General features: G+C 63.7%; 13 protein-coding genes. 11 read left to right on the forward strand and 2 right to left on the reverse strand.

The genetic code is table 11. From position 1 onward, the window contains the following. Positions 1-20: 20 nt before the first annotated feature. Positions 21-1,436 (reverse strand): dihydrolipoyl dehydrogenase, encoded by a 1,416-nt coding sequence (gene lpdA / locus QWU44_RS05270; protein WP_370914644.1) that lies wholly within the window; start codon positions 1,434-1,436, stop codon positions 21-23. A gap of 906 nt (positions 1,437-2,342) precedes the next feature. Between lpdA and QWU44_RS05275 the strand changes: the two genes are divergently transcribed. From QWU44_RS05275 to QWU44_RS05320, 10 genes are all read left to right on the forward strand, one after another. After that, positions 2,343-3,461 (forward strand): alpha/beta hydrolase, encoded by a 1,119-nt coding sequence (locus QWU44_RS05275; protein ID WP_370914645.1) that lies wholly within the window; start codon positions 2,343-2,345, stop codon positions 3,459-3,461. A 105-nt stretch (positions 3,462-3,566) separates the two neighbouring features. Further along, positions 3,567-4,868, forward strand: coding sequence for an alpha/beta hydrolase (locus QWU44_RS05280; RefSeq protein ID WP_370914646.1), 1,302 nt, complete (start codon positions 3,567-3,569; stop codon positions 4,866-4,868). Between the two features lie 79 nt (positions 4,869-4,947). Beyond that, on the forward strand, positions 4,948-7,065 hold the full coding sequence (locus QWU44_RS05285; protein WP_370914647.1) for a prolyl oligopeptidase family protein: 2,118 nt from the start codon (positions 4,948-4,950) through the stop codon (positions 7,063-7,065). Continuing rightward, on the forward strand, positions 7,058-8,497 hold the full coding sequence (locus QWU44_RS05290; RefSeq protein ID WP_370914648.1) for a M1 family metallopeptidase: 1,440 nt from the start codon (positions 7,058-7,060) through the stop codon (positions 8,495-8,497). Before QWU44_RS05285 ends, QWU44_RS05290 begins: the two co-directional genes overlap by 8 nt. Beyond that, a complete protein-coding gene (locus tag QWU44_RS05295; protein WP_370914649.1) occupies positions 8,497-9,720 on the forward strand; it encodes a lipopolysaccharide biosynthesis protein in 1,224 nt (407 codons plus the stop codon). The genes QWU44_RS05290 and QWU44_RS05295 overlap by 1 nt, the downstream gene beginning before the upstream one ends. Before the next feature lie 4 nt (positions 9,721-9,724). Further along, positions 9,725-10,549, forward strand: coding sequence for a glycosyltransferase (locus QWU44_RS05300; protein WP_370914650.1), 825 nt, complete (start codon positions 9,725-9,727; stop codon positions 10,547-10,549). 184 nt (positions 10,550-10,733) lie between these two features. Continuing rightward, a complete protein-coding gene (locus QWU44_RS05305; protein ID WP_232958759.1) occupies positions 10,734-11,399 on the forward strand; it encodes a glycosyltransferase family 2 protein in 666 nt (221 codons plus the stop codon). After that, a complete protein-coding gene (locus QWU44_RS05310; protein ID WP_370914909.1) occupies positions 11,399-11,761 on the forward strand; it encodes a DUF2304 domain-containing protein in 363 nt (120 codons plus the stop codon). Before QWU44_RS05305 ends, QWU44_RS05310 begins: the two co-directional genes overlap by 1 nt. A 178-nt stretch (positions 11,762-11,939) precedes the next feature. After that, a complete protein-coding gene (locus tag QWU44_RS05315; RefSeq protein WP_370914910.1) occupies positions 11,940-12,857 on the forward strand; it encodes a DsbA family protein in 918 nt (305 codons plus the stop codon). A gap of 2 nt (positions 12,858-12,859) precedes the next feature. Further along, positions 12,860-13,675, forward strand: coding sequence for a cytochrome c biogenesis CcdA family protein (locus QWU44_RS05320; RefSeq protein WP_370914651.1), 816 nt, complete (start codon positions 12,860-12,862; stop codon positions 13,673-13,675). Positions 13,676-13,701: 26 nt separating this feature from the next. On the opposite strand, the gene QWU44_RS05325 is transcribed toward QWU44_RS05320, so the two are convergent. Further along, positions 13,702-14,850, reverse strand: coding sequence for an MFS transporter (locus tag QWU44_RS05325; protein WP_370914911.1), 1,149 nt, complete (start codon positions 14,848-14,850; stop codon positions 13,702-13,704). A gap of 275 nt (positions 14,851-15,125) precedes the next feature. Here QWU44_RS05325 and QWU44_RS05330 point away from each other — a divergent pair, with 275 nt between their 5' ends. Further along, a complete protein-coding gene (locus QWU44_RS05330; protein ID WP_370914652.1) occupies positions 15,126-17,540 on the forward strand; it encodes a YncE family protein in 2,415 nt (804 codons plus the stop codon). Positions 17,541-18,381 lie beyond the last annotated feature (841 nt).

Consider the following 18,381-nt stretch of genomic DNA (forward strand, 5'->3'; position numbering starts at 1 on the left):
CGGCCCTGGAACAGTGTCGATCAGAGGTTGATCATGTGTCCGGAGATGCCCTCGACAGCTTCCTTCATCGCTTCGGAGAGCGTCGGGTGGGTATGCACGTTTCGCCCGACCTCTTCAGCGGTGAGATCGAAGCGCTGAGCCAGGGTCAACTCGGGCAGCAGCTCGGACACGTTGGATCCGACCATGTGCGCACCGATCAGTTCACCGAACTCGGCGTCGGCGACGACCTTGACGAAACCGGCCGGTTCGCCTAGCCCCTGCGCCTTACCATTCGCGGAGAACGGGAACGTGGCGGTCTTGATCTCCCAACCGCGCTCATCAGCCAGCTCACGGGCTCGTTCCTCGGTGTATCCAAAGGAAGCCACCTGCGGGTTACAGAACGTGGCACGCGGCATCATCATGTAATCGCCCAGCTCCATCGTCTCGGCACCCGCGATCGTCTCGGCAGCGACAACCCCCTGCGCCTCTGCGACATGTGCGAGTTGAAGCTTCGCGGTGACATCACCGATGGCATAAATGTGCTTGACGTTGGTGCGCATGCGCTCGTCAATATCGATGGCGCCACGCTCAGTGAGCTTCACGCCCGCCTTGTCCAGACCGAATCCCTCAACCCGGGGAGCGAAGCCGATGGAGACCATAACCCGGTCGACGGTGAGGGTGTCGGATTTCTTGCCGTCCTTCGACTCGACGTCAACCTCGACGCTGTCGCCGTTGTCTCGGACCGCGGTGGTCTTGTGTCCCGTCAGGATCTTCACACCGAGCTTCTTGTACTCCTTGGTGATCGCCTTGGAAACATCCGCGTCCTCGTTGGGCAGTACCCGGTCCATGAACTCAACTATGGTGACGTCAACACCATAGTTGGAGAGCACGTAGGCGAACTCCATACCGATGGCACCCGCCCCGACGATGACCATGGATTCAGGCAAATCCTTGTCGAGGATCTGCTCCTCGTAGGAGACGATGTTGCCGCCGATTTCGATCCCGGGCAACGAACGCACGACTGAGCCGGTGGCGATGATGCAGTTGTCGAAGGTGACCTTCTTTCCCGCATCGTCACCGTCCGTAACCTCAATGGTGTGATCATCAACGAAAGAGCCCAGTCCGTTGATCTCATCTATCTTGTTTTTCTTCATCAGATAGTGGACACCCTTGACGATGCCTGCGGACACCTTTCGCGACCGGTCATGCGCCACGCCGAAATCAAAGGAGACGTCACCGGAAATGCCGAAGAGCTTCGCCTCATGATTAAAGGTGTGGGCCACCTCCGCATTCTTCAGCAATGCCTTCGACGGAATGCAGCCCACGTTCAGGCACACTCCACCCCAGTACTGCTTCTCGATGACGGCAACCTTCTTGCCGAGCTGGGAAGCACGGATGGCGGACACGTAGCCACCGGGACCCGCGCCGAGTACAACAACGTCATAATGTTCAGTCACACGCACAAGGATACGTGTCCGTGCAAGGAATGTCGTGCAAATGCCCCACCAATTCGCGGGCAGCACCCGACAGTCACCCTACGGCGGAACCCGGCCCCACCCCACAGACACCGGAAGTACCGCCCACCCGCACGGAACCCAAGCTGAAACGAGGGGTCCACCGTACACCTGGGTGCGTGGTGGACCCCTCGTTCTGTCCCCCGGAAATCAACGCTCACGCGAAGCCCGGGAACACTGGGTACTGATCTCAGAAGCGCCCTACTCCGTGAGAGAGTGCACTGGTCACGGAGGAACCCGCATGAGCGATGACCCCGAGGAAATTGTTGATCATGAGAATGATGGGTTCGAGTGCCTGCATCAGATTATTCTGCCTTTTCAGTCGAAGGGTGTCGGCTCCGGGCATGGAACCGGGGAAGTACCGGAGTACCACTGTCCGGTGTATACGGACGAGGTGTCTACGACGTTACGCCCGACGGGGTATCGACCCGCCCAGCTATGCGCGATGGACACGGGGCATCCGCCACAAAGGCGGAACAGCCCGGGTGCGATTGCCCCTTGTGTCACATTAACAACACCAGTAACTTGAAGACACACGCTGAGACGCGGCTCCGCTGTCGTACGATGCGGGTGCCGAGCGTTTCCGGAACACCCCGTCACGCCACCACGTTTCCGCCCCTGCACTGGATTCCCCCACAAAATCCGGGTGGGGCACCGCTCGGACACGGAGTGCTAACGTTTGGGTGACGATCCACGACATACCCGTCAGATCCGGTCAACCGACACCATCCCGAAGTTCGCCCAGGGATGACGGAGACGACGCAGCCGACTGCCCCGCATCCCGGAGCGGGACGCAGCGGCCGGGAAGACATTCCCCGATACAGCGCACGACTACAACAAGGAACATTCATGAGGAATCTCCGACGCATCGCGGCCCCGGTCGCAGCTCTAGCCCTGTCCGCCGCAGCCGTGACGGGTATGACGCTTACCGCCCCCGTTGCACTGGCCTCCGATCTCACCCCGGCACAGGTGGCGGGAGACACCCCCCGCGCCACCGTCACCGAGGGGCCCCGCGATGTCGAGGCTGGAACCGCCTATGATGGCAACACCTCGCTGATCTGGCGTGACAAGATCAGCGAATACGATAACAGTCGGGTCGTCGAGATGTGGGCTCACTCTCCCTCGATGAACCGGGACATTCCGCTCGTCGTTATCAAGGCCGATCCGACTGCAGGTCCCCGCCCGGTCATCTACCTTCTCAACGGCGGCGACGGCGGCGAGGGTCGAGCGAACTGGATCATGCAGACCGATGTGATCGACTACTACCTGACGAAAAACGTCAACGTCGTCATCCCGATGCAGGGCAAGTTCTCCTACTACACCGACTGGGTCGAGGACGTCCCCGCGCTCGGCGGCAAGCAGACCTGGGAGACGTTCCTGACGAAGGAACTTCCCGGACCCCTCGAAACGAAATTGGGGGCAACCAACAGGCGCGCGATCGCCGGTATGTCGATGTCGGCCACCTCCTCGCTCCTCCTGGCCCAGCACAATCCCGGTTTCTACGACGCCGTCGGTTCTTTCTCCGGCTGCGCCGAAACCTCCCGTGGACTCGCCCCCGAGTACATCCGGCTCACTCTCAACCGAGGCGGGGCCACGCCGGAACAGATGTGGGGCCCACTCGGTACCCCGAACTGGCACTACAACGACGCCCTCATCAACGCCGACAAGCTCCGCGGCACCGAGGTCTACGTCTCCAACGCCTCCGGTTACGCCGGTACCGAGGATCTCTGGACCTCCCCGTGGACGGGTGGCGAGCCGCTCAACGTCTTCATCCATGTCGTCAACGGGGGCATCATTGAGGGTGCCACCAACATGTGCACTCACGACCTGAAGGTGAAGATGGATTCTCAGGGAGTTCCCGGAAACTTCAACTTCCGTCCGACCGGAACCCACTCGTGGGGTTACTGGCAGCAGGATCTCCGTGACTCCTGGCCCGTCTTTGCCCGAGCCTTCGGCCTCGACGAATAGAAACCCATCCGGCCATCAGTTCCCCGATGGCCGGACGTTTCATTTTCCGGTGTCCTCCACCGGACCCGCACATTTCTTCCATCCCGACGACCGATTGGCTCCACCGTGAACCTTCACCACCGCATCTCTTCCCCCGTCACAGCCACCGCTCTCGCTGTGTCCCTTCTGGTCACCCCTGCATCCGTGGTTCTCACCGCACCCGTCGCAGCGGCCGCTGAACTAACTCCCGAGGATGTCAACGACGGACTCCCTCCCGCCCAGATCACCCAGGGACCCCTCGACATCGGCGAACCCGGTACCGCCTACGACGGAAACAAAGCCCTCGCCTGGCGCGAGCTGGTCCAGGCGTACAACAGGGAATACAAGGGCCGCGTCGCGGAATGGTGGGCGTACTCTCCGTCGATGGACCGTCAGGTTCCGTTCGTCATCGTCAAAGCCGATGAGTCCGCCGGGCCGCGTCCGATCATCTACCTCCTCAACGGTGGAGACGGAGGCGAAGGGCGCGCGAACTGGGTCATGCAGTCCGATGCACTCAAGTTCTATCTGGACAAGAACGTCAACGTGGCCATCCCAATGCAGGGAAAGTTCTCGTACTACACCGACTGGGTGGAGGACGTTGAGAGCCTGGGTGGAAAGCAGACCTGGGAGACATTCCTGACCAAGGAACTTCCGGGCCCCCTGGAAACCGCACTGAACACCTCCGGCAAGCGCGCAATCGTCGGGATGTCGATGACGGCGACGTCCTCGCTGCTGCTCGCGGAGCACAATCAGGGCTTCTATGACGCAGTCGGGTCGTTCTCCGGCTGCGCCGAAACCTCGAACGGGTTCGGGCCGACATTCATTGATGTGACGCTCGGTAGGGGCGGTGCCACCAAGGAACAGATGTGGGGCCCGCTCGGTTCCAAACTGTGGACGTACAACGATGCTCTCATCAATGCAGCGGCGCTCAAGGGCACCGCGATCTACGTGTCCAATGCCTCCGGTCTCGCCGGACAGAGTGACCTGTGGAGTGCCGGGCGTGGTTCCTCCACAGTCGCAACCCTGGTGATCGAAGGCGGCCTGATTGAGGCTGCCACGAACAAGTGCACCCACGACCTCAAAGCCAAGCTCGATGCCGAGGGTATTCCGGCGGACTTCAACTTCCGCCCAACCGGCACCCACTCCTGGCCGTACTGGCAGCAGGATCTCCGTGGTTCCTGGGTGACGTTCTCCAAGGCCTTCGGCCTGGACAACGAGATCACCGATGCCGATAGGCGTGCCGCGAACGCGGAAGTCATGACACCCGCAGATGTCGAGAAGGCCGTTGACCCCGGCACCATCGACGTCAACAAGATCATCGAGGAGCTCCGCAACCCCGCTCCCCTCGAGATCACCGATCTACCCGGTGCCAGCCCTGCCGCAGGCTAGGCCCCGACGTTCCACGAAGCCCGTCGTTCCCTTCCGGACGGCGGGTTTCCTGCTCCCGTCGGCCGGTACGATGACGAGCATGACCCAGACCACCGACCCGGCAGACTTCGGCGCCCCGGCCTCCCTTCACCCGGAGCTGGAACCGATCCATTCCCCCACAGCTCTCGCCTGGGCTGCGGAGCACACCGACGACACCGTGGCGCTTCTCGACGCTCCGGATGCCACGGTGGATCGCGCCGCACTGGAGTCCCGCATCCGTGGGGTCCTGGATACTAACGACCGGATCGCGTTTCCGAGTCGGCGTGGCGGGCACGTGTACAACTTCTGGCGGGACGCGGAGCACACCCGTGGCCTGTGGCGACGGACGCGACTGGAGGACTATCGTGCTGGGTCTCCGGTGTGGGAGATCCTCCTGGACCTCGACTCCCTGGCCGATGCCGAGGATGAGAACTGGGTGTGGCGGGGTGCCCACGTCCGTTCCCCTGATCACGACCGGGCTCTGGTGCGACTGTCCCGAGGCGGGGCGGATGCGGTGGTTATCCGCGAGTTCGACCTCAACACAATGGATTTCGTCACGGATCATCCGTTCACCGTTCCGGAAGCGAAAACGACGGTGAGCTGGATCGACCGGGACACCATCTTCCTCGGAACCAACACGGGCGCGGGTTCTCTCACCGAGTCCGGTTATCCCTCCCGGGTGCTGCGGTGGCGGCGTGGTGTCCCGCTCTCCGAAGCAGAACTGTATTTCGCTGGACCGGAGTCGGACATCACCACGACAGGGTGGGCGGACACGACACCGGGACATGAACGCCTGTTCGTGCGCCGCACACTCGATTTCTACCGGCAGCGGACCTTCGTGGAAACGGATGCCGGGCTCCAGATCATCGAGGTACCAGAGGACTGTGCGGTGTCGGTGCACCGGGGGAAACTCTTCGTGTGCCCCCGCACGGGGTTCGGCGGTGTTCCGGACGGTGGCCTGGGGGTCACGGACCTGGATGCCTACCTCGGTGGGGATCACACGCTGGATTGTGTGTTCACCCCGTCACCGTCGAGTGCCCTGGAAGGGTTATCGGTGACCCGTAACCACCTCATCCTGACGGTGAGTGACACGGTGGCGACGATTCTGTTCTCCGCGCCGCTGGGCGATCCGGCATCTGGGCTCACGAAGCTGGAGGTACCTGACCTGGCGACGGTCAGCGTGGTGGACACCGCGCCGCTGGATGACGATCAGGTCTGGCTGGCGGCCCGGTCCTTCACGGAGCCTGTGAAACTGCTGTGTGGTGATCTCTCGGATGGCCCCGGATCGTTGGAGTTGCACACGGTATATCGCGCACCGGAGGCGTTCGACGCCGACGGTCTCAGTACCCGGCAGCACCATGCCCGGTCCGCCGACGGCACGCTGATCCCCTACTTCATCACGGGACGTTTCGCCGACGGCGCGGACGGGAGCGACATTCAACCACGCCCGTGCCTGGTCTACGCCTATGGCGGTTTCGAGGTGTCTCTCCTACCCGATTATCTCGGTTCGACGGGGGTCGGCTGGTTGGAGCGGGACCGGTTGTTCGTGCAGGCGAATCTGCGTGGTGGTGGTGAGTTCGGCCCTGCCTGGCACAGTGGCGCGACGGGCATCAACCGGCTGCGGGTCCACGAGGATCACGAGGCCGTGCTGATGGATCTGGTCGAGCGCGGCTACACCACCCCGGAGCAGCTAGCCGTGTGGGGCGGATCCAACGGTGGTCTGGTGACGGCGGTGGCCCTGACCCGGTATCCGGAGCGCTTCGGGGCAGCGGTGGTGCAGGTGCCACTCACGGACATGCTCCGCTATCACCGCATGTCGGCCGGCGCGAGTTGGACCGCCGAGTACGGGGACCCGGATGATCCGGAGTTCCGCGAGGTGCTGAAGCAGTATTCCCCACTGCACAATGTCACGCCACGGGCACAGCGGCCCTATCCACCGGCGTTGGTCACAACGTCGACACGCGATGACCGCGTGCACCCCGCCCATGCGCGACTGTTCGCCGCGGCGCTCACGGATGCGGGGCAGCCCGTGGACTACTACGAGAACACCGAGGGCGGGCACGGCGGTGCGGCGGACAGTGCCCAGCGGGCCCGATTGTCGTCGATGATCTTCGCCTGGCTGGATCGTCAGGTCGGACACGTGCCTCCCGGCGCGGTATCATCCGCTCACGATGACTAGCCAACGCCTGCGCAATTCCCCGATCCCGGGGACCCGCGATTCCTACACCGGGGTCGACTTCAATCTGGGGTTCCACATCCGGCATTACCGTCTTGACCTGGACTATCGGGTCGAATCGAACCGTCTCGCGGGTTCCGCGACGCTGGAGATGGTGAACTATCTGCCGTTGAAACAACTGACCCTCGATCTGGGGCCGTCACTGAAGGTGGCCAAGATCACCACGAGTGGATCGGGCGCGGTGCGCGTCGAGGTGGCCCGGTGGCGGCACGCTCGTGGCAAGCTGCTGCTGACCTTCGACTCGGAGATCCCGGTGGACAGTGAATTCACACTGTCGATCACGTATTCCGGTTCGCCACGCCCGGTGCGCAGCCCCTGGGGGACGCTCGGCTGGGAGGAGCTGGAGAACGGTTCCCTGGTAGCGTCGCAGCCGTGTGGCGCGCCAAGCTGGTTCCCCTGTGATGACACCCCGGACGAGAAGGCCCGCTACGACATCATCGTCTCAGCGGACAATCCCTACGTGGTGGTGTGCAACGGGGAGCTCGTGGAGCGGCGCCGGGCGGGGTCACGGACGTCGTGGCACTACCGGACGGAGCACGTGATGGCGACCTACCTGGCGACCGTCCAGGTCGGTCAGTACACGGAGTTCGATGCCGCCGACTTCGATCCTCGCTTGTCGACGCCCGCCCCTTCCGCAGCTCCTGCGCCCGTTCCGGTGTCCGTGTTCCTTCCCGCAGGGACCGCTCCGGCGGCGCGGGTCGAGTTCGCGGATCAGGTCGAGATGATGCGCCTGTACACCCGATTATTCGGCCCGTACCCGTTCGCCAGTTACCGGGTCGTGGTGACCGAGGATGACCTCGAGATTCCACTGGAGGCCCAGGGCCTGAGCATCTTCGGTTCAAATCATGTCGACGGCCGGAAGGAACAGGAGCGACTCATCGCGCATGAGTTGTCGCACCAGTGGTTCGGTAATTCCCTGGGTCTGGCGCAGTGGAACGACATCTGGCTGAACGAGGGCTTCGCGTGCTACGCGGAGTGGCTGTGGTTCGAGCATTCGACCGGGGTGCCCGCTGCGGAGCCGGCCCGTCGGCATTACCGGGTGTTGACCCGGCTGCCGAATGATCTTTTGCTCGCTGACCCGGGTCCGACGCTGATGTTCGATGACCGGGTGTACAAGCGTGGGGCGCTAGTCGTGCACGCCCTGCGGTGTCTGATCGACGATGACGCCGTCTTCTTCGCGGCGATCCGCCGGTACACGGCGGCGAACCGGCATTCTGTGGTGGAACCGATCGATCTACGGACGGTGATGTCGGCCGCCTGCACGGAGGTCGGGGTGCCCGTCGACACGCTGACTGGGTTGTGGAATTCGTGGTTACATAACGTGGCACTGCCACCATTCCCGGAGCCGCGGTCCCGGACCCGGAGCGCGGGCTGATGCGCGCGCTGAGCCTGGCGACGGTGTTCGCCGCGGCCAGTGGCTTCATCATCCTGACCGTCGCATCCTGGGCACTGGGAGTGCAGCGTTTCGGTCAGTTTATGGCGTTCTGGAGCCTGTTCTTCGCGCTCGCCGGGGTCGTTGACGGTCTGATGCAGGAAACGACCCGGGCGGTCGCCGGTGCCCGGACCGACGAGGGAGCACCGTCACGGGGTGCCCGCCCGTTCCGGGTTGCCGGGATGGTGGGAATCATCGTTGCACTCGTCCTCGTCACTGCAGGCCCGTTGTGGGCACCCCGGCTTCTGGTCGAGGATCACGGACTGGCGGTGGTGCTGCTGGCCGTCGGCCTGGTCAGCTACACCTATCAGGCAGTGTTATCGGGTGTGTTGTCCGGATGTGGCCTGTGGGCGCAGTACGCCTGGCTGATGGCGGTGGATTCGGGGGTTCGGCTCGTCCTCGTGCTGGTCGCCTGGCCACTGGGCTGGGGCCTGCCGGTATTCCTCGTGGTCACCGTGCTCGGGGCAGCGACGTGGCTGGTCATTCTGGGGATGTCTGCCGATGCGCGGGCTGCCCTGCGTTCAGGCGCAGACGTGCGTACCGGGCGGTTCGTCCGTAATGCTGTCTCGGCAATGCTCGCCACTGGGGCAACGGCGCTGCTCATCGTGGGGTTTCCGACCTTCGTCAAGGCCGTCGCCGGAGATTCCGTGGACGCGGGCCTGGACACCACGGTCGATGGAATCATGCTCGCGGTGATGCTCACCCGAGCCCCCATCCTCGTACCGTTGCAACGGTTCCAGTCAGCCCTGATCGTGCATTTCGTGGAGAACTCCGCTGATCTGCTCGGTGCGCTGCGTAAGCCGTTGAGTGCGGTGTTCGGTGTCGGGGTGCTCGGTGCAGTGGCTGCCTGGCTGCTCGGCCCGTGGATCATGGGGGTGTTCTTCAGCGCCGGGTTCGTCGTGCCGGGTCCGGTCCTCGCCGCGCTCACGTTCGGCGCTGCCTGCACGGGGGTGCTCATGATCACCGGGACCGCGACGCTCGCGGTCAACCGGCACAACCGATATGTGGCGGGATGGGTGACCGGAAGCATGGTCGCCTTCGGTGTCTTCCTGGCCCCGTTCCCCCTGGCGATGAATGTCTGTCTCGCACTGGTCATCGGTCCTGTCGCCGGTGCCCTGGTGCACGTCACGGGCCTGCGTCAGGGTGCCGCGCCACTGGTACGCTGACCACATGCCGACGCTCACCGCCCTCGTCACCGTCTACCACGGAAACAACCCGGACCATCTGAGGCAGGCCCTCGATTCGGTGGCGGGACAGACCCGCCCGGCGGAGGAGATCCTCATCGTCCGGGACGGTCCCGTCCCGGACGACGTCGCAACGGTGGTGGCGGATTTCCTCGCGGAGAATCCGTCCGCCCGGCAACTTGAGTTGCCGGTGAACCGGGGGCTGGGTCCGGCGTCCCAGTCCGCGCTGGATGAGATCGACACGGACTACTTCGCTCGCCTCGACGCGGACGACATCGCGGAACCTGAGCGGTTCGCCGTACAACTCACTTACCTCGCGGAGCACCCGGAGATCGATGTACTGGGTACCGCTATGTCCGAGTTCACCGATGATGATCCGGACACGATCACCGGGGTACGCACCCTGCCGGAGGATCACGACGCAATCGCCCGGTACGCACGCATCAACACACCTGTCAACCATCCAAGTGTGATGCTGCGGACCAGTGCCGTCCGCCGGGCGGGGGGTTACCGGGACGTCCACTTCATGGAGGACTACGACCTGTGGGCGCGGATGCTCACCGGAGGGGCGCGCTTCCACAACCTTCCTGAGCCATTGACCAGGTTTCGGACGGGTGATGAGATGTTCGCCCGACGCACAGGACGGGGAATGTTCACCGCCGAGCGCCAGATGCAGCGCAACCTCGTCGATTATGGCCTGGTGGGGCGTGGGCGAGCGGTACTCAATCTCGGGGTGCGGACCCTCTACCGCGCATTACCGCCACGACTGCTGAAATCGGTGTACCGGACGCTCTTCCACAGAGGAGACTGAGCGGACGCCGCGAGCGGGGGCATTCCCCCTGCATCTCTTCTCCCCCGTGCACCGGCGCTCACCTGTACCTCTCCCACCGTCGGCTAGCATGTTCACCATCATGGAATCTCCCGACACAGTTTCACCGGATACCGCAGGCGTCGGCGGTGCCACGACCCCGGATTACCGGGACACCTGGCTCGTCATGCCCTGCTACAACGAAGCAACCGTCATCGGGGATGTCATCCGCGCCGCCCGCGAGACGTTCCCCAACATCGTCGCGATCAACGACGGCTCCGCCGATGATTCCGACATCGCCATCCACGCCGCCGGTGCACACCTGATCAATCATCCGGTGAATCTCGGCCAGGGTGCAGCGATCCAGACGGGTGTCGAATATGCCCGAGCTCAGCCCGGCTCCCGCTACTTCGTCACCTTCGACGCCGACGGGCAGCACCAGGTGAAGGATGTCGTGGCCATGCTCCAACGGCTGCGCACCGAGCCGTTGGACATCGTCGTCGGCACTCGCTTCGGCAGGCCACGCAGCGAGGGAGATCAGGTTCCGCTGCTCAAACGCGTCGTCCTGCGAACGGTGGTGATGCTGTCCCCCCGGGCGAAGCGGATGGGACTCACCGACGCCCACAATGGATTGCGCGTATTCAACCGTCGGGTTGCCGAGGAATTGAACATCCGGATGAACGGAATGAGCCACGCCAGCGAGTTCGTCACCCAGATCGATGAACGCGGTTGGCGTGTCGCCGAACAGCCCGTGGACATCCTCTACACCGAATATTCGATGAGTAAGGGCCAGTCGCTGATCAACGGTGTCAACATCCTGGCCGACGGACTGCTCGCCAGGAGGCTCCCGTGATCACCGGACAACTGCTCATCCAGATCCTGCTCCTCGTCTGCACGACCGCACTCGTCGTGTACTTCTTGTCCAACCGGCGAAAGGCCCGTGCCAAGGCTGGGGTGAAGATCGGGTTCATCCTGTTCATTTTCGCAGCGATCTGGGCGGTCCTCCGCCCGGATGATCTGACGGTGGTGGCGAACTGGGTCGGTGTGGACCGGGGCACGGATCTGCTGCTCTATGCGCTGACCGTGGCTTTCATGTTCACCACCTTGAGCGCGTGGGTGCGGTTCCGTGAACAGGACTTGCGCTACGCACGTCTCGCGCGGGCCATCGCCCTGCGCAATGCCGTCCGCCCGGAGGACGAGTATCCGTCCGTGTAGCGGATCAGACCGATTGGTTTTCGCCACCGATCGTGGACAATGAGACACTGACCGATTCATCACACCAAGCCCCTCAGAGAAGGAGCCCCTCGTGTCCGACGAGAATGCGGAGACCACCGCAACAGAAAACACCTCCGTCCCCGCATCCGCCGAAACCACAACGAATCAAATCCCCCCGATGCTGTGGGCCTTCACCGCACTTCTCGTCATCATCGCGGGTCTGGTCGGCTACGTCATCGGAGACCGCACCGCAGATCATCCCACCACATCCGCCACAATCGGCACGACCGCAGCCCCGGAGAACAACACCGGGGCCACAACAGGTTCCTCGCCGTCCTACGATGACGTCGTCAATGCGGTCAAAGCTGGTGCAGACGGGACGCGCGGTAGCGGACCGAAGAAGCTGTCCGACGGCAGCTACGATGCCCTGTTCTGGGGTCCGCGGGGTCCGCTGCAGGCCCAATCGGACATCCTCAACATCCACCGCCGCAACGTCCACGATCCCTTCGCCATCGGCGCGATCGACGCCCCCGTCGTCATCTCCGAGTTCTCCGACTTCGAGTGCCCGTTCTGCTCACTGTTCGCCAATAACACGGAACCGACGATCCTGAGCAAATACGTCGACACCGGTCTGGTGCGCATGGAATGGAATGATCTTCCGATCAACGGCCCCAACGCCGAAGCCGCGGCGCGGGCCGGACGGGCCGCCGCAGAGCAGGGCAAGTTCATCGAATTCAAGCACGCTCTCTACACCTCCTCGAAGGACACGTCCGGCCACCCAAACTACGGGATCGAAGATTTCATCCGCTTCGCCAAAGAAGCCGGGGTACCGGACATGGAGAAGTTCCGTGCGGACGCGACCAGCGACAAATACGACGAAGCAATCGCCAACGCCCGTGCCTACGCCAGCGGTATCGGTGTGAGCGGAACCCCCGGTTTCGTGATCGGAGAGACCTTCATCGGTGGCGCACAACCCCTTGAGGTGTTCGAGGAGGTCATCAATACAGAGCTCCAACGCGTGGCCGACGGGGAGAACACGGTTCCTGATGCCGACACCCGTTCCTCGGCTGAATTGACAGCACAGGAGGCCCGTTAACAGTGCTGTCGATCGGCATAGTCGGGGCGTTCCTCGGCGGGGCACTCTCCATCCTGAGCCCCTGCTCGGCGCTCCTTCTCCCCGCATTCTTCGCCTACGCGTTCAGCTCGAAACGCCAGCTCGTGGCACGGACCGCCGTGTTCTTCGCAGGACTCGCCGCAGTACTCGTCCCGGTCGGCGCGGGAATCGGTGGATTCAGTTCCTTGTTCACCCAGCACCGGGACACCGTCATCGCCGTGGCTGGTTGGGTGATGATCGCCTTCGGTTTCTGGTCCCTCCTGGGCCTGGGATTCCGCATCCCGGGCCTCTCCACCATGAACAACCGGATCCGCGGTACCGGATGGCTGCCCGTGTTCGCGCTCGGGGCGGTCTACGGCTTCGCCGGTTTCTGCGCCGGTCCCCTCCTCGGGGCGGTGCTCGCTACTTCGGCGCTCGGCGGGTCCGCCGTCTACGGCGCGCTCGTCATGGCCTGCTACGCCCTCGGCATGACCGTCCCACTGTTTCTTCTGGCTCTCCTGTGGGACCGCTTCGACCTCGGCCGGGCCTCTTGGCTCCGGGGCCGGGAGATACACATCGGCCCGATCCATACGAACACACTCAGCATCGCCGCCGGCTTTCTGTTCATCGGTATAGGTGCCCTCTTCCTCACCAGCCACGGAACCTCCGCTCTACCGACCCTGCTGGACACCGAAACCCAGTTCCGGCTACAGAACCGGGTTGCGCAGTTCGCGGCCGGTATCGACAACGTCGTCGCCCTGATCGTCGTCCTCAGCATCATCGCCGTGGGAATCGGTGTGAAGCTCCTGCGGCGCCGCTAGGCTAGCGCCACCGGGGGATACCACCATCAGAACCGGCGCCCCGTCACGCTCACCACGGCCAGCACGATCATGGCCACCACCGCCCCGAAACCGAGCATCAGCGGGTAGCTGAACCAGTCACTGAGTCTGGTCAGCAGAGCCGGGAACGCCATCCCGGTGTAGGTGAAGCAGTAGAAGATACCGGTCAGGGCACCGAGCTCGTTCGGGGCTGCCATCCGCTGCACCTCCGACAGGCCCGTGTAAACGCACAGCCCGTAGGAGAGACCGAGGAATACGCACGCCACGAGCATCACCGGCACAGACGGATTGAGCACCACCGCGACAGCACCAACGAATCCCGCGATGGTCGCCACCATCGCAACGACCGGGCCGCGGGGCCCTCCGGTTCCGGCAATCGCAGGTGCCGCCTGCTGGATGGCGAAACCGACTCCCAGGGTCAGCAGGGTGATCGCACCGGAGAACGCCAACGGGTGTGCGACGTGGTCCTGCATGCGTGCCGACAGCGTCGCGTAGGCGGTGAACCCGGAGCCGAACACCCAGGGCGCGATGGGTAGAACCACCGCGTAGAACCGGGGGTTCCGCAACGATGGGACCCGCAAGCTATCCAGTACCGACCGGCGCTTCGCGTGGATCGCCGGTTGCCGGGTCTCCGGGATCGTCAGGAGCAGGGGGACCAGAACCAGGGACAGCACCACATGCACACCGAAGGAGAGCTGGCCGGGCCAGGGCAGCCACTGCGCGAGAACACCGGCGACCGCCGGGCCGACGGCGAACCCGGCGGTCAATGCCATCGACGCCCGTTTCGCGCCCGACGAGGGCCGGGCCCCCGGGTCAAACAGCGGCGAGGAGAGTTCCTTCACCCACGAGCCGCCACCCGTCATCGCCATGCCGACTGCGAGCCCGGACAGGAACCGCCCGATGGTCATCCACCCCGCCGTGTGCTCCGCGAGGGCAATGATCACCGAAGCAAGCACCGCGAGGATCGGGGCCGGCAGCATGATCGGGCGTCGCCCGTACCGGTCGGTCAACGGGCCGGTGACCAGCAGCCCCACCGCGACGCCGATGGCGTAGGCGACGAGCATGAGATCGACGAACACCGGGGAGAATTCCCCAGCCTGGCGGTACAGCACGAGCAGTGGCGTGAACTCGTTCCCACCCCAAGCCACCGTGAACATGCTGAGCGCCACGGGGAGCCAGGCCCGGCGTTCCCCGGCGACGCGTCTGAACGCGTGCCCCGGTCGGACGTATCCGGGCACGTGCGATTCGGGTCTCTCCTCCACCATGCGGGAGATGTTAGACCTTCGTCCGGCTTTCAGGGGCACGGGGCGCTCGGGCGGGGTCGGCCACACCGCTCCAGGTACCCCCTGGCCACAACCCATACTTTTAGGTTAGCCTCCACTTATCTTCAATTCAGGGTCGTCACAGCGCAGTTGGGAAAGAGGAGCACACTATGGGTAGACCACAGCTTCGGGTCGGGCGGCGGGCTCTCGCCGGGATCGTCACAGTCTCCCTCATCACCGGGGGAATCGGCGTCATCGGTAACGCCACCGCCATGCCTGCCCCGGCACCGGAGTCGACCAGCACCGCGGGCACCGCATCCATCGTCGTCACCGATGCGTTCACGTGGTCCTCCGGTGGCACGGTCCTCCGCACGAAGGTCACAGGTTTTCCGGCTGGGGCGGTACTCTCCGCGCAGGTCGACGGCACAGCCCAGAAGTGGGACATCGGGGGCGGAAACCTGGTGGACACCGTCACCGCGGAGAACGGCACGTTCAAAGGAACCGTTTACACCTTGAGCACCAGTCGCCTCACCGCGGGACAGGAGCACACCCTGCTCATCAGCGACGGGGACAACAGCGTGACCACGGTCTACCGGTCCCACCCGCGGATCACCGTGCACGACCCCGACTCCGGCTCCGAGACCGCGCCCCGCCTCGGGGCTGCGGTGGCCGTCGAGGTGTTCAACCTCCCGGAAGGCGCCGTCATCGATCACGTCGGCATCGAGGGACACTCCGCCAACCTCCTGCCCACACCGGTGACCGTCCCGGAAAATCGACGCGCCCGAACCACGGCGGTGTCCCTTCCCACAGACCCGGCGATCATAGGTAAGCCGATCACCGTCGGATACACCGTTGACGGTGGGCCTCCGCTGCGTACGAACGGCCCGGTCGTGGCCCCTCTGAACGACACCTACGGCGGAGAGGGGTTCGACGTCACCATCGGAGAACTCCCCCGCGGTCTCTACCAGTCGGTGTATTCCGCACGCCAGGGAGCGCTGTTCGTCACCCGGACCCACTTCGATCGGGAGACTCGCAGTCCCTCCGCGATCATGAAGGTCGATCCGGCGACACTGGAGGTCCTCGGTGAAGTTGAACCCGCTGAACCCGCCGAGGGCGACTACAAGGCGTACAAGGCGTTCGGGATCGGTATCGACGACAGCAATGACCTTCTCTGGGTGACGAACACGATGGGCGGCACCGTCGCGGTCTACGACGCCAACAACCTGAGCCTCATCCACCAGTTCCCGGTGGTCGACGGTGGCCACCCACGCAGCGTGGTCGTGGACTCCGCGACCCACCGCGTGTACGTCACCAGTCCGTACAGCCGGGATGATAGTTGGATCACCGTCTACGACGGCTCCGATCCCACCGCTCCCACGAAGATTGGCACGATTCCGCTCCCCGAGGGCTTCACCCGGCCCATGGACGCGGCCTACGACCAGTCCACGCACACCCTCTACACCGTGAGCCTCGACAAACCGGCGGCACTCCGGATCAACATCGAGGATCCCTCCGATGCGGAGGTATACCAACTGGACCCGCAGGTGATGCGTCGTGGCTCCGGCGTGGCGCTCGACATCGGACGAGGAAACCTCGCGGTGGCGAATCAGGACACCGGAAACGTCCTCATCATCGACCTGGAGTCAGGAGATGTACTGGCAGACATCGCGACCGGTGACAAAGCCGTGGCCGCGGTCTACGAGCCTGTCACCGATCTGTTCTACGTGAGTAACCGTGACGGTGGCACAGTCACCGCGATCGATGCGGACACCCTCATTCCGGTGGCCAACCTCGATGCCGGCGCGAAGCCGAACCACATCTCCTTCGATGGGGACGGCACCATCTACGTCACCAATAAACGCAGTTGGGGAAATGGAGACGGTGGGACCGACCAGTTGCACAGCTACCGGGCAAACCGGCTCGCACAGGTCCGGCTGGCGGGACTGCGGCAGGCTTTCCACGACATCCGGGATGACCGCGATGCGGCCCGGGATGCACTGGCCGAGACTCACCGGGAACTCGCGACGGTACGTGAACAGCTGGCTGCAGCCGAAAATACGGCCGCGCTGGAGAAAACTCGCGCGGAAGCAGCTGAGGAGGCCCTCGCCGAGGCGGCAGCCGAGCATGCGGCCGACACTGCCGAACTCGAACAGCGACTCACCGTCGCGCGGGAGGCACTGGCCGCAGCCGAAGAAAAGGTGACCTCACTCACCGCAACACTGGCCGCAATCGAATCCCGGCTGGCCGCAGCAGAGCAGGCGCACGCCGCCCTCGAGGCCGCACTCACCACGGCCGAGCGGGCGCACACGGAAGCGGAGAAAACAGCTACAGACGCCACCGTACGGGCAGAGCGGGCCGAAGCAGCACGGATCGAAGCAGAAGCCGCCGCGGAACTCGCGGAGCAGGCCCGTATCAAAGCTGAATCCGCACGTGACGCCGCGCTCGCGGACCGGGATTCCGCACGCGCCGACGGATCAAGCACCGGGACGTTTACCGGGATCATGGCCGTGCTCGCAGTACTCGCCGCGCTCGGGGGACTGCTGCATCAGGTCTTCCTCGGGCTCTTCCAGATCCCGGGCAGGTGAGTCCGTAGGCACTGTCCTCAGAGTCGACAAAAGTCATCCAATGGATGACAGGTCGCTCCGAATCCCTAACCACTGTGAGGACATACCACCCAGTTTAGATTGCTGGCGTAGATGGCATTTTAGTCTAGTTCGCGACATAGGACATCTGCGGAGAACTCACACAGTACGAGACCTTAATCCCGATGAACTGCGTGGAATGCCCTATGCTGCGACACGTCTCGATGAGAATGGCACCCCGATCACACAAACCGGCCGGGGACTTCGCCGCCGGACGGACTATGCTATATAAGTCAATCGATCATACTGACATCAGGGACAACAGCCATCCTCGATTGATCGTTGACTAGTCTAGCGAGCTGCATGTCCTCCAATAGGATTTGGGTGCCCAGAACACGGAAACGCATTCTGACGCTGCACAGCTATCTTCCGCGGAAAGCCGACCTTCCGCCACGCTTCTCCGAACCGTCCGTAACCAAGCTCGCTGAGAACGGAATTGCCGACACCGGTGCCCTATAGCCTGTCGCACCATATCATGCGACCGCATCCCCAGCGGTTGGCACATAAGGTCACGCAATCGGAGCGGCAGCCATCACCTTTTCTGTGTCTTTTGAAACGACCCGTCATCTGGTTTCAAGTTACTTTTTCATCCGAAGCAAACGCCGCGGAGGAAACACTGCCAAAGAACAACGAGTCACTGATTTGACACGAACAACTCAGCGCGTCCGGCCTTCCGTCCGAGACAACCACGCGATGATCCACCACACTGGTGTGCGATGGATTTTAACGAGCCAGACCTTCACGGCTGGCATGTAACCGAACGCTACCGCCACAGATCGGAGCA

It is taken from the genome of Corynebacterium sp. CCM 9203 (assembly GCF_041357675.1).
Taxonomy (GTDB): Bacteria; Actinomycetota; Actinomycetes; order Mycobacteriales; family Mycobacteriaceae; genus Corynebacterium.